Raw genomic sequence first — 16141 nt, forward strand, 5'->3', positions numbered from 1 at the left:
AAGGGAGAGTTCGCCATGACCGACGAACCCGCCAAAGGGGCTTCACGCCGCACGTTCCTGAAGGGCAGTGCCGCGCTTGGCGCGGGCGCGCTGGCCGCCAGCGCCGCCGGGGCCGAGGGCGCCGATCCGCTGATCACCGAGGTTCAGGACTGGGCCTCCTCCTTCGGGGATGCGGTCGATGCTTCGCCCTATGGCATGCCCATCCGCTTTGAATCGCACGTCGTGCGGCGCAACGTGGAATGGCTGACCGAAAGCCCGGTCTCCTCGATCAACTTCACGCCCATTCATGCGTTGGAAGGCACGATCACCCCGCAGGGCTGCGCGTTTGAGCGTCACCATTCCGGCGCGATCGAACTGTCGAAAGCCGACTACCGGCTGATGATCAACGGGCTGGTCGATACACCCTTGGTCTTCACTTTCGAGGATCTGATGCGCTTCCCGCGCGCGACCGTCACGGCCTTCCTCGAATGCGCGGCCAACGGCGGCATGGAATGGGGCGGTGCCCAGTTGGAGGGCTGCCAGTTCACCCAAGGCATGATCCACAACATGGAATACGTGGGCGTGCCCCTGCGTTACCTGCTGGAAGAAGCGGGCGTCCAGGCCGAGGGCAAGTGGATCTACGCCGAGGGCGCCGATGCGTCCTCGAACGGCCGCTCGATCCCGATGGAAAAGGCGCTGGACGACGTGATGGTCGCCTTCTTCGCCAATGGGGAGGCGCTGCGCAAGGAGCATGGCTATCCCGTTCGGCTGGTCGTGCCGGGCTGGGAAGGTAACATGTGGGTCAAGTGGGTGCGCCGCATCGGTGTCTACGACCAGGCGGTCGAAAGCCGCGAGGAGACCTCGAAATACACCGACCTGATGCCGGACGGGCGGGCGCGCAAGTGGACCTGGGTGATGGACGCGAAATCCGTCATCACCTCGCCCTCGCCGCAGGCGCCGGTGCGTCATGGCAAGGGACCGCTGGTGATCACCGGGCTCGCCTGGTCGGGCAACGGCAAGATCGCGAAGGTCGATGTGTCGCTTGACGGCGGGCGCAACTGGCAAGAGGCCCGCATCACCGGCGAGGCGAAGTCCAAGGCGCTGACGCGCTTCCACCTGGACATCGACTGGGACGGGTCGGAACTGCTGCTCCAGTCCCGCGCGACGGATGAGACCGGCTACGTCCAGCCGACCAAGGACGCGCTGCGCGCGATCCGGGGGCTCAACAACGTCTATCACAACAACGGTATCCAGACCTGGTGGCTGAAGTCCGACGGGGAGGTTGAAAATGTCGAAGTCGCTTAACCTTCTTGCCGGAACCGTGCTGGCGGCGGGCCTTGCAGCCAGTCCCGCGCTGGCCGAGAAAATGGGCCTGGGTCGCGCGGCGCTACCCGAAGAGATCGCCGCCTGGGACGTGTCAGTCCTGCCCGACGGCACCGGCCTGCCCGAGGGAGAGGGCGATGTCCTGACCGGCGATGAGGTCTTTGCCGACAAATGCGCGTCCTGCCACGGCGAATTCGCCGAGGGGCTCGACAGTTGGCCGGTGCTGGCGGGCGGGGCGGGGACGCTCCATGACCGCCGCCCGGTCAAGACCATCGGCAGCTACTGGCCCTATCTTTCGACGGTGTTTGACTACGTCCACCGCTCCATGCCCTTTGGCGGCGCGCAGACGGTCACCAATGACGAGGCCTATGCGATCACGGCCTTCCTTCTCTATTCCAATGGGCTGGTTGAGGACGACTTCGTCCTGTCGAATGAAAACTTCACCGAGATCGTGTTGCCGAACGCCGAAGGGTTCTACCCCGACGACCGGGCCGAAAGCGAATACCCGCTCTTCAGCGCCGCGGCCTGCATGAGCGAATGCGGCCCCGAAGTGAAGATCACCAAGCGCGCGGTCGAGATCAACGTGACGCCCGAGGACCCCGACGGCCGCCCTGCCGGAACGCTGCCCGACTACATGGCGTCGGCGATGGGCGCGGCGCCCGAAGCCTCACCCGAACCCGCCGCCGAGGAGGCCGTCGAAGAGGCGGCAGTGGACACGGCCGAGGCGATGGCGGCGGTCGATCCCGAGATGGTCGAGGATGGCCAGAAGGTCTTCAAGAAATGCGCGGCCTGCCACAAGGTTGGTGAGGGTGCCAAGAACGGCACCGGCCCGCATCTGAACGGCGCGCTTGGCCGTGCGGCGGGTTCGCTTGACGGCTTCAAGTATTCCAAGGCCATGACCGATGCCGGCGCCGGCGGGCTGGTCTGGGACGAGGCGTCGCTCATGTCCTTCCTCGAAAACCCGAAGGGTTTCCTCAAGGGCACCAAGATGTCCTTCGCGGGCCTGAAGAAAGAGGACGACCGGGCGGCGATCGTGGCCTATCTTTCGACCCTGGCACCCTAAGCCGGTGCGCGCCGCTTTCTGAAGGGAAGGGGACGGGCATGCGCCTGACACGAAGAACCGTGATGGCCGCCGGCGCGGGGGCCGCCGGTCTGCTGGCCGCCCCGGCCGTCTTCGGTCAGGGCCGTCCGCATGTCGTCGTCATCGGCGGCGGGGCCGGCGGGGCGAGCGTCGCGCGCGGTCTTGCCCTGGCCTCCGCCGGTGCGATCGAGGTGACGCTGGTCGAGGCCAACCCCCGCTACACGACCTGCTTCTTCTCCAACCTCTACCTTGGCGGGCTGCGCCCGATCGAGAGCCTTCAGTTCAGCTACGACGGCCTGACCGCGGCGGGCGTCACCGTCATCCACGACCTTGCCACCGGGATCGACCGTGGCGCGCGCACCGTGGCGCTCGCCGGTGGGGCAGTGCTGGGCTATGACCGGCTGGTGCTGGCCCCCGGCATCGATTTCGTCGAGGGTGCAGTTCCCGGCTGGACGCTCGACCAGGCGGACGTCATGCCCCATGCCTACAAGGCCGGGCCGCAGACCGACCTTCTGCGCCGCATGGTCGAGGCCATGCCCGAGGGCGGGCTTTTCGTCATGGTCGCGCCGCCCAATCCCTACCGCTGCCCGCCCGCGCCCTATGAACGCGCCTGCATGATCGCGCATCTGCTGACACAGACGAACCCGACCGCGAAGATCATGATCCTGGACCCCAAGGACAGGTATTCCAAGCAGACGCTCTTCGAGAACGGCTGGCTGAAGCATTACGGCGGCATGATCGAATGGGTGAACCCCGAATTCGGCGGCGCCGACGTTGAGGTGCGCCCCGAGACCATGGAAGTCCTGATCGAGGGCGAGGCGCAGCCGGTCGATGTCTGCAACGTGATCCCGGCGCAAAAGGCCGGCCGCATCGCCGAAATCGCGGGCGTGACCGACGACAGCGGTTGGGCGCCGATCCGGCCCGACAGCCTGCGCTCGGCCATCGATCCGATGGTCTGGGTGCTTGGCGATGCCGCGCAGGCGGCCGAGATGCCGAAATCGGCGGTGGCCGCGCATTCGCAGGCCGGGGTCGTGGTCGCCTCGCTTCTGGGTGAACTGACCGGTGCCTCGGTGCCGCCGCCCCTGTTCGTCAACACCTGCTGGTCGGCGCTTGCGCCCGGGGATTCCATCAAGCTCGGCGGCGCCTATGCCCCGGGGTATGACCGCATCACCCAGACCGGAAGCTTCATCAGCCGCCCCGACGAGACCGAAGACGAGCGCCGGCTGACCTATGAGGAAGCCTTTGCCTGGTATGACACCCTGACCGCCGAGATATTCGGCTAGCCGCGCGCCGTCGCGCCAAAGGAGCCCCGACATGCTGACCCGCCGCCATTTCATCGCCGCCACTGGGGCTGCGTTTGCGCTTCCCGCCCCCCGCCTCTGGGCGGCCAGCACGCTCGACCTCGGCGGTGCGCGCATCGACACGCTGTCGGACGGTTTCCTGACGCTGCCCGCCGATTTCATCCTCGGCGGCATGCCCGAGGCCGAGGTGCAAGAGATCACGGCCCGATATGGCGTCGCGGGCGACCAGTTGACGCCACCCTGCAACGTCACGCTTTGGCGGGACGGCACCAACACGGTGCTTTTCGATCTGGGGTCGGGACCGGATTTCCAGCCCACTGCCGGAAAACTGGCCGAGGCGATGGAGGCGCTCGGCCTCACGGTCGAGGATGTGACCCATGTCGTCTTCACCCATGGCCACCCCGACCACCTCTGGGGCCTTCTGGATGAATTCGACGACCCCGTTTTCCCCAATGCGGAGCATTCCATCGGCGGGGCGGAGTTCGACTATTGGACCGACCCAGAGACCGTGGACACGATCGGCGCGGCGCGCACCACCTTCGCCGTCGGCGCCGCGCGGCGGCTCGGGGCCGTGGCGGACAACCTGCGGCGCCTTTCGGACGGGGAGGAGGTCCTGCCGGGCCTCTTCGCGCGGCTGACGCCGGGCCACACGCCCGGCCACATGTCCTTCGACCTGACCGGCGGGTCGGTCCCCGTCACCGTCATCGGCGATGCCATCGGTAACCATCACGTCGGGTTCGAGCGGCCCGACTGGGCCTCGGGCTCCGACCAGGACAAGGACCTGGCCGCCAGCACGCGGGTCGCGCTTCTGGACCGGATGGCCGCGGATGAGGTCGTTCTGATCGGCTACCACCTGCCAGACGGCGGGATCGGCCGCGCCGAACGCGCGGGTGCGGGCTACCGCTTTATCCCCGAGGTCTGAGGCAGCGGCCCTCAGGCCGTCGCGAGGCGCGCGCGCTGATCGACCACGAAATCGGTCAGCACCGCGCCGACCCACATGCAGAAGAGCGCGACCCAAGCCGTCGCGGCAAAGATCGACCCGCCGGTGACACCGGCGCCGATGGCGCAGCCGCCTGCCAGCATGGCACCGAATCCCATCAGGACCGCCCCCGTCATCGCCCGGCGCATCTGGCTTTCGCCATCGAAGCCCTGGAAGCGCAGGCTTCCCTTCAGCGCCGCCGAGATCAGCGCGCCCGCGAAGACGCCCGGCACCAGCCCGATGTCGAAGTCGAGGGCCGGGCTGTCGCTCAGGAAGAACATCAGCGTGTCCGCCGACGGGCCGGAAAACGAGGCGGAGGTCACGCTGACCGGCTCGAACGCGACCTGCGACAGCGAGAAGGTCAGCACCCAACCCAGCGCCACGGCGAAACCCACGCCCGAGGCGAAGATCAGCCGCGGCCACCCAAGCCCGTTGCGGAACGAGAGCCAGAGCGACAGGAGCGCCACCGCCACACCCAAGGCAAGGCCCGCACCATCCGGCAGGCCGATCGCGCTGACCAGATCGACGTTGCGCCCCCCCGGTGTCACCCAAAGCCCGGCAAGGTACTGGCGCGCGGGCGACAGCCAGCCGTGGCGCGCCATCTGCGCGACCACCGCAAAGATCAGCCCGGCCACGACCGAGCGCAGGTTGCCCGTCGCGGCCAGCACCAGAAGCCGCCCGGAACACCCCCGCGCCAGCACCATCCCGGCGCCGAACATCAGCCCGCCGATGACTGCGCCCGACCACGACCCCGCGATGGCCATCATGCGGGAGTCCTCCGCACGGAAAAGACCCAAGAGCTCCGCGCCTTGCACCCAGATGACCGCGGTGGAGAAGGTCAGGAGCCAGACCGCCATGCGTTCACCCAGCCGTCCGCGTGCGAACTCGACCGTCGCCGCCCTGAGGCAGAAGGCAGATCGTTCGGCGGAAAAGCCGAAGACCGCGCCGGTCAGAAGCCCCAGAAGGGCGGCCAACTGTGGTTCCTCGAAAATCTCCAGAAGGGCGGTCAGATCCATGGGCGCTCCTTGCGTTCCCTCGCGCGTACACGCGCGCGAGCGCCCGGTCGTTGATCTGGATCAGCCCTGGATGTTTCGCCGCCCCACTGGCGCGCCGCGCCTCAGTTCAGGCCAAGCTCGACTGCCGCTGCTTCGAGCCGTGCGAGCGCCCCGGCATCGCCCGCAAAGACGTCGCGCGCGCGCGCCAGCGCCGCCGCCGCCTCTGCCCGTTCGCCCAGCACCATGCGGGCGCGGATCAGCTTGTGCCAACCCTCAAGGTCGTCCGGTGCGCCCTCAAGCCGCTCGGCAAGGCGGTCCACCATCCCGCGGATCATCGCCTGTCGGTCCTGCGTGCTCATCTGCGAGGCGGCGGCGACGTCGGCGGCGGTTGGGCCGGGGGTGGCGGCGGGTGCGGTGTCGGCGACCGGGGCAAAGCCGCGACGGCCGGTCAGGTCGATGCCGGCGGCGCCGGCGCGCTCCCGGATGCGGTCGCGCAGGTCGCCGGTCCAGGCCGCATCGGGTGGCGCCTTGTCGAGGATGTCGAGCCAGAGCGTGACCGCGCCCGTTGCGTCGCCAGCCTGATCCATGGCGAGCCCATTGAAGAAGCGCGCCCGCGGATTGCCGGGATCGAGGTCGAGCGCCCGCGCGATGACCGCCTCGGCCCGGTCGGTTACCCGGTCCGCGTCCGCGCGCACCAGCGCCTCTGCCTGAAGCGCGAGGATGTCGGCATCCTCCGGCGCCAGCGCCGCCGCGCGGGCATAGGCGCCTGCCGCATGCTCATACCGGCCGGTGCCGGAATAGGACCAACCCAGCATCTTCCAGCCCTCGACGTCCCCGGGGGCGCCCTCCAGCCGTGCGGCCAGGCGCGCGATCATCGTGTCTACGTCGTCAAGCCGGCTGCCCTCTGGCGTCTGCGTGGGGGCGGCGGCGCCGGGGGCGGTCATCGCGCCGCTTGGCGGCGGAAGAATTGCCAGCGGGCTGGCCGCAACGCCGCGCGCCGGCTTCGCCACGACCCCCGCCAGTTCCGGGCGCCCGGTCGCGCCGTAAAGGAGCGCGCTGCCCACGACCACCCATCCGACCGTCACCGCGACCGCCGCGACCTGTCCCTTGCTGCCCAGTCCCGCCATCTGTTCCCCATCCGCCTTGCGTGCCGCAGCCACCACGCGCCGTTCGATTTCCCGCCGCGTGGCGGCCGCGTCTTCTGCCGTGACGATGCCGGCCGCGTGGTCGCGCTCCAACTGCCGAGCCTGCTCTCGAAAGACCTCGATCCCTGCCTCACCCGCCGCGTCCGGCGCAGGGCCGCGCAGGAAGGGCAGGGCGATGGCCAGGGCTGCCAGCGCCGTGAGCAGCGAGAGAAAGAGCCAGAGCGTCATGTCTCGCGCCCCTCGTCCAGAAGCGAAGCCGCCAGCGCCCGGTCTGCCGCGTCAAGCTCCGGCTCTGCCGGTTGGACCCGTCGCCGCCAGAGGCGTGAGAAGCCGAGGACCGTGACGATGAGCAGGATCGCCGGGCCGGACCAGAGCGCATAGGTCAGCGGGCGCACCGGCGGGTCGAGCAGCACGAAGCTGCCGAAGCGATCAACCAGGAACGCGACCGCCGCGTCGTCGCTATCGCCCGCGACCAGACGTTCGCGCAGGATCACCCGCATGTCGCGCGCCAGTGCCGCGTTGGAATCGTCGATGGACTGGTTGCGGCAGACCACGCACCGCAGGTCGCGGCTGAGCGCGCGGGCGCGCGCCTCAAGCGTGGCGTCGGCCAGAACCTCGTCCGGCAGGACGGCGAGCGCGGGGAGAGGCAGCGCGACGGGGCCCGCCAGCGTGGCGATCACCGCCAGGGGGATCAACGTACGCCTCATGCCCGCACCGCCTGTGCCGCCGGTCGCGCGGACAGCGTGCCCACGCGGAAGCGGCGGTCGATCAGCGACAGGAGACCGCCGAGCGCCATGATCAGCGGCCCCAGCCAGATCAGGATCACGAAGGGGTGGTAGTAGACCCGCACCCCCCACTTGCCGGTGCCCGAGGGGCCGCTGACCGACACGTAAAGGTTGCTGAGGAACCTCGGTGCGATCGCGGCCTCGGTCGTCACCCGGCGGCTGACGGGGTAGTAGCGGCGCTCTGCCTCCATCACCGTCACGGGGCGGGCGTCCCGTTCGACGGCGAAGCTTGCGCGCTCGACCTCGTAATTCGCCTCAAGCGTCACGCGCACCGATTGCAGCGTGAAGTCATAGCCACCGGCGGAGATGCTCTCGCCCTCCTTAAGCGCGGCGATGATCTCCTCTTCCCACAGGGTCATGCAGGTGATGCCTGCGATCAGCAGCCCAAGACCGGCATGGGCAAGGACCGTGCCCCAGGTGGCGAGCGGCGTCGTGCGCAGGAGCGTCCAAGCCCGCGCGCGGGGCAGGCGGGAGGGCTGCGCGCGCGCCACGACGATCCAGAAGGCGCCAAGCACCAGCCAGATCGCCAGCCCCAGCCCAAGCGCCGCGCCCAGCCCCGTCATGCCGCCAAGCGCCGTCGCGGCCAGCGCGGCAAGGCCTGCGGCGGCCAGAGGCCAGCGCAAGCGGATCAGCGCCGCGCCCAGCTGATCGCGCTTCCACCGCAGGAACGGTCCGACGCTCAGCGCCAGCGCCAGCACCGCCATGATCGGCCCGAAGCTGCGGTTGAAATAGGGCGGGCCGACCGAGATCTTCTCCGGTCCGATCATCTCGACGAAAAGCGGGTAGAAGGTGCCCAGGAACACCGTGGCGGTCGCGACGACCAGAAGGATGTTATTGAGGATCAGCGCGCCCTCGCGGCTGACGGGGCGGAAGGTCGCGGACTGGTCGAAATCCCCCGACCTCAGCGCGAAAAGCGTCAGGGCCCCGCCGGTGAAGGCGCTGAGGATGACCAGGACGCCCACCCCCCGCGCCGGGTCCGCGGCGAAGGCATGCACGCTGGTGATGACGCCGGAACGGACGACGAAGGTCCCGATCAGGCTCAATGAGAAGGTCAGGATCGCCAGGAGGATCGTCCAGACGATCAGGGTCTGGCGCCGCTCCACCACCAGCGCGGAATGCAGAAGCGCGGTACCCACGAGCCAGGGCATGAAGCTTGCGTTTTCCACCGGGTCCCAGAACCACCAGCCGCCCCAGCCGAGTTCGTAGTAGGCCCAGAAGCTGCCCAGCGTGATGCCGATGGTCAGGAAGATCCAGGCGAGCAGCACCCAGGGCCGCACCAGCCGCGCCCAGGCCGCGTCGATCCGCCCCTCGATCAGGGCGGCGACGGCGAAGGAAAAGACGATCGAGAAGCCCACATAGCCGAGATACAGGAAGGGCGGATGCAGGATCAGCCCGATGTCCTGGAGAAGCGGGTTCAGCTCCATCCCCTGCGCCGGGGCGGGGTGAAGGCGCTCGAACGGGTTCGAGGTGAAAAGGCTCAGCGCCAGGAAGCTGACCGCGATCATCCCCTGCACCGCCAGCGTCCGCGCCTTTAGCGTCGCGGGCAGCGACCGCCCGAGGAGGGCCACGGCCGCGCCGAAGACCGACAGGATCAGTACCCAAAGCAGCAGCGAGCCCTCGTGGTTGCCCCAGGCGGCTGATAGCCGGAAATGAAGCGGCATCGCCGCGTTGGCGTTGTTCGCAACGACGGCGACCGAAAGGTCGGTGGCCGCGAAGGCCCGCAGCAGCATCGCCATCGCAAGGGCCACGAAGCCCAGTTGCGCGACGGCCGCACCATCGGCGAACCGCATCAGCGGCAGGATGCGCCGCCAGGCGCCATAGATTGGCACCGTCGCCTGCGCCACGGCGATCATCAGCGCGAGGATCATCGCGAAATGGCCGATTTCAGCTGTCATGCCGCTGCCCCCTCGGCGTCCGGCCGGTTTTCCCTGCGTAGGGACCACGCGCCGTCAGGGACGACGCGCGGCCGCTCGCCGCTTACTGGTAGAGAGAAAACTCGATCCTGCGATTCCTGCTCTTGTTGAAGGCCGAGTCGTTCGGGACCATCGGCCGGTCCTCTCCGAAGCCCGCCGAATGCAGGCGGCGGCGGTCCACGCCCCTGCGCGAGAGGTAGTCGACAACCGAGAGCGCGCGGCGTTCCGACAGGCTCTGGTTATAGGCGTTCGATCCGTCGTCATCGGTATGGCCCGAGATCAGGAGCCTGAGGCTGGGGCAGCGCTGGACGATATCGACCACGGTCGACAGCACGAAGTCGCTTTCGGCATCAAGCCGCGCGCTGCCGGAGGCGAAGTAGATGTTGCCCGTTTCCGACAGGATCTCGAACCGGCCGACGCATTCTTCGTAGGAGAACTCTCCTTGCGTCTCAAGCGCCGCCGACGGCTGGGGCACGTCGGGCGTCGGCGTAGCGGGCGCCGCATCCGCCACCTGGGCGCTGGCCCCCGCCGCCCGGCGCACGAAGGTGAACTGGTAGGTGATGTTCATCTCGGGCACGATGTCGAAGCCGCCCGCGGTCTCGGCGATCTTGCGCAGGTTGTTGCCCAGGGCGAAGTCATCGACATGAAAGACGATCGGCCGGGCAGAGGCCGCAACGAAGCGGTCATTGCTGTCGGGCGTGATGATCGCGTCCGTGACCAGGCGGTTCGACGCCCCGTGGATATCCATCGAGAAGGGGATCTGCACCTCTTTCTGTCCGCCGGGCGCAAGGCCCGCCGCCATGTCGGGTGACAGTTGCGCGGTCACGACCGCCTCGGGGAACTTGAAGGTTTCGAAGAACAGGAAGCGCATGCGCACGTTGCGCAGGTCGTTGCGGGTATCGACGGATTCGAGCTTCACGTTGATCGTGGCCTTGCCGTCGGCCTCGATCGAGCTTCCGAAGGTCGCGAAGGAATGCGTCTCCACGATCTCCTTGCCCTCGACGTGCTTGATCGAGCCGAAGCGAATGAAGGAGGTCGCGGGGTCCAGATCCCATCCCGGTTCAAAGGGATTGTCCTGCGCGTGGGCCGTCGAAACCGTCAGCGCAAGGCCGAGCGCGACGATCATACCCGTCAGGTTGACATTGAGTTGCCCAAATCGCATGCCAAACACTTTGCTACCCCGCTGGTCGCACAAAAGACTCGTCTTGGACAACGCCCGACAATGCACCGACTGTTCAGGATGAAAGCTGTTCGAATCGTGCGCGCGTTGCTTAACGCAACGTTAGCCGCGCCTCTGCGGCTTGCCAAACTTTCCTTGCCCTTCCGGCGCCCCCATGGGATTTCGATCACGATTGGGCGCGCTGCGGGCCGTGTCGGGCCTTGCGCTGTTGCCGGGGCCGGGGCGCGAGGCGTAGTCTTGCCCTCAACGCCGAACGGAAACGCGTCGATGACATTGGCTCGCCTGCTTGTAATGATTGCCCTGGCCTTGGGCCTCGCGGCCCCGGCCGCACAGGCCGAGTTGAAGCTTGCCAATGTGGGCAAGACCGTGACCGGCGACCACCGCATCGCGCTGGTCATCGGCAATGGCCGCTACGAGGCCATCGGCGCGCTCGACAACACCGTCAGCGATGCCGAGTTGATGGCGCGGACCCTGACCGGGGTGGGTTTCGAGGTCACCAACCTGATCGACGCCGACCAGAACGCGATGAAGCGCGGCATCGCGAATTTCGGGCGCGCGCTGCGCGAGGCGGGGCCCGATACGGTCGCGCTTTTCTACTACGCGGGCCATGCGGTGCAGTCCTTTGGCACCAACTACCTGCTGCCCGTCGACAGCGCCATCCGCGACCAGGCCGATCTTGATCTTGTCGGGGTAGAGGCGGGGTGGATCCTGCGTCAGCTCTACTCGGCGCGGGTGCGCACCAATATCGTCATCCTCGACAGTTGCCGGAACAACCCGTTTCCCAACGTCGCGGGCTTCCGCGATCAGGGCCTGGCAGAGATGAACGCGCCCACGGGCAGCTTCATCGCCTATGCGACCGCGCCGGGCAGCGTGGCGCTGGACGGGCTTTCGGGCAACAGCCCCTACACGAGCGCGCTGGCCAGGGCGATCGCGTCCGACCGGGAATCGATCGAGCTTCTGTTCAAGAAGGTGCGCGTCCAGGTGCTTGAGACCACCGGCGGCGCGCAGACGCCCTGGGAAAGCTCCTCACTGACGTCGGATTTCTATTTCCAGTCCGAAGGGAAGGGCGGGAGCGCGCCCGCCGCTGCCGCCCCGTCGAATGCTGAGGAAACGCTTTGGACCTCGGTCAAGGACAGCGGTGACGCGACGCAGGTCCAGCTTTACCTCTGGACCTTCCCGCAGGGCCGCCACCGGGGCGAGGCGGAATCGCTTCTGGCCGCGCTGACCCGGCCCAAGCCGGAGGCCCCGCAGCCCGACCCTGCGCAGGACGGCGTCGTCGCGGTCACCTTCACCGCCCCCGTCGAAAAGGGCGAGCCGCAGATCGTCGGGCGTTCGATCCAGGAGCTGATCAAGAGCCAGCCGCTCTTCCCGCCGTTCGAGGGCATTCCCGACGAGCTCTGGAAGGGGCAGCATTGCACCAACTGCCACGATTGGACGAAGGAACGCATCTGCGAGCAGGCGAAGTTCTACGTCACCGAACAGGCCGAGCGGTCGCTGGACAAGCCCCATCCGCTTGGCGTCGAGTTCAAGCAGCACCTGCGCAGCTGGGCCATGGGCGGCTGCCGCTAGGCAAGAAAGAACCGGCCGCGGCGGATGCCGGGCCGGTCCCGTGCCCCGCCGGGGCGAATGACCTCAGAACGACTTGGAGACGCCCGCGATGAAGTAGAGTTCCTTCTGCTTCTCGCGCGTGGTCGAGGTGTCCGTTTGCGACCAGCGCCCGCCCGCGTCGAACTGCAGGCTGGTGGAGCGATCGATCTTGTAGCGGAAGTTGACCGAGGGCATCACGAAGGTCTCGTCCCCGTCCGCAAGATCGCGGTAGCCGACGCGCAGGCGCGGGCTGACGTGGATGTTTTCCGCGACCGGGATGCGGATCGAGCCGTCGGCGACGTAAAGATCGCTTCCGGGCGCGTCGGCGTAGCGCAGGCCAAGGTTCACACGGTCGTCCTCCATGAGGATCGAGGAGCCGGTGAAGCGCACGCCGTAATAGCCGCGCACGCCCTCGTCCGGCACCGCGGCCACCGGCGTTCCGGTCGTCGTCGCGGGCTTGGAGCTCTGGTTGAAGAGGGTTCCGTCCAGCGACAGGTCCCAGCTTTCGTTCAGCTTGCCGTAGTAGGTCAGGCCCAGCGTCGTTACCTTGGAGGAGCGGGCGATCGCCAGATCCTCCACCGCGTCCTCGCCGAAAAGCGCGACGAGGTCCTCGACGGTGGTGGCGCCCTGTCCGATCAGCGCGTTGTCGAGGTTCAGCTGCGGGCTGCGATAGTGCGACAGCCGCCCGGTTACGCGGGCGTTGTTCTCCAGCCGGGCCGATCCGGTCACCAGAAGGCGGGTGATCTCCTCGAACTTGAGGTCGTATTCGGCGTTCGCATAAAGGTTCATTCCGTCGAAGCTGCGCTGGTATTCGACCCCCAGCGCATGGCGATAGGTGAGGGAATCCTCGCGCTCCATCGCGGTGTAGACGGTCAGGTCGCCGGCGCCGCCGAGGTCTTCCCAGGTGGCGCTCGCCCCGAGCAGCCAGCGGTCGGCCGACAGGAAGTCGTCGCGCGAGCTTTCCACGACCTGGCCCAGGACCGCGCCCAGCGTCACGCCGCTGCCGGTCGGCCATTTCAGCGACACGCCGTCGGTCCGGTAGGCGATGGCGCGCGGGTCGAGCTTCTGGCGGCCCACCGTGACCACCCGGCCCGATGCCTTGTCCTCGAATGCGACCAGCGCCTCGGAGAGCCGCAGGTCGGTGTCGCCCTCCTCGAAGTCGTGCTCGAGCAGGCCCGAGAAGGTCAGGCGCACGCGGCGGTCGGCGTTGTCGATCGTGCGTGTGTAGTTCAGCCCCGCGACAAGCGCGTTCTCGAACGTGTCGTCCTCTTCCGTGATGTCGTCGGGGTCGGGCGTGAGATCGGTGATCTCGGTCGTGCCCTCGTTGTAGCGATAGGTGAGCGAGAAGTGCCCGCGGTCGCGCACCACGGTCCCGGTCGCGGCCTCGTCCGCCGCGGCGGCGGTCGCCGCGGCCGTGCGGCGCGGCGCGGTGGCGGTGCGGGGGGGCGTCGCGACGACGACTGCGGCGGGCGGGTTGGGCGGCATCGGGGCGGCCCCCGACAGGATCGCGTTCAACCGTGCGCGGACCCGCGCCGCGCCCTCGCCGTTGGGGTATTTCTGCAGATAGATTTCGTATTCCGCCTTGGCATGGGCGAGCTGGCCGTTCGCCTCGCGCACGTTGCCCAGAAGCTCCTGCGCGCGGGCGCTGTAGGCGTTCTCGGGCATCGCGATCAGCCGCGTCAGCAACTGCACGGCGCGCAGATATTCCTGCGCGTCCGCGGCCTGCTCGGCCTGTTGCATCAGGTTTTGCACCGCGGCGCTTGGCTGGGCGGTCTGGGCCGCGCTCAGTTCTGCCTGCCCGATCTGGAGCGCCAGGACCAGCAGGCCGATGCTCTTGATCTGTTTCATTGCCTTACTCCGTTTCCGCCGGCTTCAAATCCCTGCCGGTCTGGTGCGGGTGCCCCGCTTCCGGGGGCTTGCCGCAATGTCAACTGTCAATCTGGGTTCCGGCCCGGTGCCCCGACGTGGCGGTGCGATATTCCAGGGGCCGCAACCCTCTTACCTAGTGGCAGTAGCTGCAGTCGTCCGGGTCGCTCAGGGATCCGCGGCCGCCGGGCAGGTTTGTATCGATCCAGCTCATGACGCCGGAGTAGCTGAACCATGTATCGGTGCTCGTGTGGCAACCGGCGCAATCCGTGGCGATCCCGATGGATTCATGCCAGGAGGGCGGCGTGTCGGCGGTATAGGTGTTGCCGGAGAAGTGGCAACCCTCGCAGGTGCCGATCACTTCGGCGTGGTCCACGTCAAGCGATGCCGTGAAGCTTGTGGTCGAGCCGTGACAGGCCGCGCAGTCGGTCGAGGTCGGCATGTGATCGCCCGGCTGGGCCGGAGCGCCCCAGGTGTTGCCGGAGAAGTGGCACGACGCGCAGTCGCCGACAACCTCGGCATGGTCCACGCTCAGCGAAGCGGTGAAGCTTGTGGTCGAGCCGTGGCAGGCCGCGCAGTCGTTCGAGGTTGACATGTGGTCGCCAGGTTTGGCAGGCGCGCCCCAGGTGTTGCCGGAGAAGTGGCACGAGGCGCAGTCGCCGACAACCTCGGCATGGTCCACGCTCAGCGAAGCGGTGAAACTTGCGGTCGAACCGTGACAGGCCGCGCAGTCGTCGGTGGTGGCCATGTGGCTTGCCGGCTGCGCGGGCGCGCCGAAGCTGTTGCCGCTGAAGTGGCAAGCCGCGCAGGGCTCCGTCGTCTCGGAGTGCTGGAAGGTCCGGCCGATCGAGAAGGCCATGGTGTTGTGGCACTCCGCGCAGTCCTGCGAGACCGGCGGGTGGCTCGGCGGCTGGGATTCGGCGCCCCAGGGGTTGCCGTCGAAGTGGCAGGACGCGCAGGCGCCCGGGACTGCGTCATGGTCCAGGTTCACCACCGCGAAGCTGCGCTCGAAGAACGGCGAATGGCAGGTGTCGCAGGTTTCCGGCGCCGGGATGTGATCGACGGGCTTGCCCATCGCAGTCGTGCCGTTGTGGCAGTTGGCGCAGGGCTGATCGACCAGCAGGTGATCGACCGCGCCGCCCGCGAAGGTCAGCGTTCCGTGGCAGGCCGCGCAATCGTCGGGCGCCTGGATGTGGTTCGCCGGCTGGCCGGGCGCGGTCACGCCGTTGTGGCACGAAGCGCAGCTTCCCAGCACGTCGCGGTGATCGACGCGGACGTCCTTGCGGTTGGTGGTGACGTGGCAGTTGTCGCAGCTGTCGCTGGCGGGGATATGGTTCGCGGGTTTGCCGCGCGCCTTTGACCCGTTGTGGCAGGTCGCGCATTCCTGCGTGATTTGCGTGTGATCAAAGGCGAAGGGCACGAAGTTGCGCGAGGTGTGGCAATCCTGACAGTTGTTGCCGACCGGCGGGTGAGAGGCGGGCTTGCCGCGCGCCAGACCGCCGTCATGGCAGGCCACGCAGTCGCTAGGCGTGCCCTTGGTGGTGTTGTTGACGTGGCAGGCCTCGCAGAAGATCTCGGCGTGGCGTCCGGTCAGCGGAATGCCGCCGGCCTGGACGTGATCGAAGCCGGGCATGGAGTTCGCGCTGTCCTGCGCGGCGGCGGGCGTCGCGGCCATCACCAGCAGTGCAACAACAAGGCCGCAAAGGATGAACAGAGCTTCCCGGCTGGTCCGAAGGGCGCGGCCCACGATGGGATGCGCCGGCTCAAAGGGCCCAAAGATCATGCCGAATTCTCCAAACTGTCCCACGAAGCTTTTCGAAATGCCGGGCGGTTATCCGCTTATATGATGACGTTAGGTAATCGTTTCCTTTGGGTCAACGATTTTGCAGGGCATGAGGCGATGCCGCGATCTGTGTCGCCCCAATGCCGCATATTGCCGCAGCTCTGGCGCGCCTGCGTTCCGGGCACCATGCCCATGGACGCCCCCCGTCGCTTGCGCTATCAGCG

General features: G+C 67.9%; 12 protein-coding genes. 5 read left to right on the forward strand and 7 right to left on the reverse strand.

Annotated features, from left to right (window positions below):
• The first annotated feature begins 15 nt into the window (after positions 1-15).
• The 4 genes from soxC to OE647_RS02510 are packed head-to-tail and all read left to right on the forward strand — an operon-like array spanning position 16 to position 4606.
• Complete coding sequence (gene soxC / locus OE647_RS02495; RefSeq protein ID WP_263720063.1) at positions 16-1284, forward strand: sulfite dehydrogenase; 1269 nt, start codon at positions 16-18, stop codon at positions 1282-1284.
• On the forward strand, positions 1268-2365 hold the full coding sequence (locus OE647_RS02500; RefSeq protein ID WP_263720064.1) for a c-type cytochrome: 1098 nt from the start codon (positions 1268-1270) through the stop codon (positions 2363-2365). The genes soxC and OE647_RS02500 overlap by 17 nt, the downstream gene beginning before the upstream one ends.
• A gap of 38 nt (positions 2366-2403) precedes the next feature.
• Positions 2404-3666, forward strand: coding sequence for an NAD(P)/FAD-dependent oxidoreductase (locus OE647_RS02505; protein ID WP_263720065.1), 1263 nt, complete (start codon positions 2404-2406; stop codon positions 3664-3666).
• A gap of 31 nt (positions 3667-3697) precedes the next feature.
• Positions 3698-4606, forward strand: coding sequence for an MBL fold metallo-hydrolase (locus OE647_RS02510; RefSeq protein WP_263720066.1), 909 nt, complete (start codon positions 3698-3700; stop codon positions 4604-4606).
• Positions 4607-4617: 11 nt separating this feature from the next.
• Here OE647_RS02510 and OE647_RS02515 read toward each other — a convergent pair whose 3' ends face one another.
• From OE647_RS02515 to OE647_RS02535, 5 genes are all read right to left on the reverse strand, one after another.
• Positions 4618-5679 carry a YeeE/YedE family protein gene (locus OE647_RS02515; RefSeq protein WP_263720067.1) on the reverse strand — a complete coding sequence of 354 codons (1062 nt, stop codon included), beginning with the start codon at positions 5677-5679 and terminating at the stop codon, positions 4618-4620.
• Between the two features lie 101 nt (positions 5680-5780).
• Positions 5781-7031, reverse strand: a complete 1251-nt coding sequence (gene ccmI, locus OE647_RS02520) for a c-type cytochrome biogenesis protein CcmI (protein WP_263720068.1) — start codon at positions 7029-7031, stop codon at positions 5781-5783.
• Positions 7028-7510 carry a cytochrome c-type biogenesis protein gene (locus tag OE647_RS02525; protein WP_263720069.1) on the reverse strand — a complete coding sequence of 161 codons (483 nt, stop codon included), beginning with the start codon at positions 7508-7510 and terminating at the stop codon, positions 7028-7030. The genes ccmI and OE647_RS02525 overlap by 4 nt, the downstream gene beginning before the upstream one ends.
• Positions 7507-9483 (reverse strand): heme lyase CcmF/NrfE family subunit, encoded by a 1977-nt coding sequence (locus tag OE647_RS02530; protein WP_263720070.1) that lies wholly within the window; start codon positions 9481-9483, stop codon positions 7507-7509. Before OE647_RS02530 ends, OE647_RS02525 begins: the two co-directional genes overlap by 4 nt.
• A gap of 82 nt (positions 9484-9565) precedes the next feature.
• Positions 9566-10663 carry an OmpA family protein gene (locus tag OE647_RS02535; protein ID WP_263720071.1) on the reverse strand — a complete coding sequence of 366 codons (1098 nt, stop codon included), beginning with the start codon at positions 10661-10663 and terminating at the stop codon, positions 9566-9568.
• A gap of 285 nt (positions 10664-10948) precedes the next feature.
• Here OE647_RS02535 and OE647_RS02540 point away from each other — a divergent pair, with 285 nt between their 5' ends.
• On the forward strand, positions 10949-12250 hold the full coding sequence (locus tag OE647_RS02540) for a caspase family protein (protein ID WP_263720072.1): 1302 nt from the start codon (positions 10949-10951) through the stop codon (positions 12248-12250).
• Positions 12251-12313: 63 nt separating this feature from the next.
• On the opposite strand, the gene OE647_RS02545 is transcribed toward OE647_RS02540, so the two are convergent.
• Both OE647_RS02545 and OE647_RS02550 read right to left on the reverse strand, forming a co-directional pair.
• Positions 12314-14116 (reverse strand): hypothetical protein, encoded by a 1803-nt coding sequence (locus tag OE647_RS02545; protein ID WP_263720073.1) that lies wholly within the window; start codon positions 14114-14116, stop codon positions 12314-12316.
• 154 nt (positions 14117-14270) lie between these two features.
• Complete coding sequence (locus OE647_RS02550; RefSeq protein ID WP_263720074.1) at positions 14271-15917, reverse strand: CxxxxCH/CxxCH domain-containing protein; 1647 nt, start codon at positions 15915-15917, stop codon at positions 14271-14273.
• Between the last annotated feature and the right edge of the window lie 224 nt (positions 15918-16141).

Origin of the sequence: Albidovulum sediminicola (assembly GCF_025751575.1) — a bacterium.
GTDB lineage: Bacteria > Pseudomonadota > Alphaproteobacteria > Rhodobacterales > Rhodobacteraceae > Albidovulum > Albidovulum sediminicola.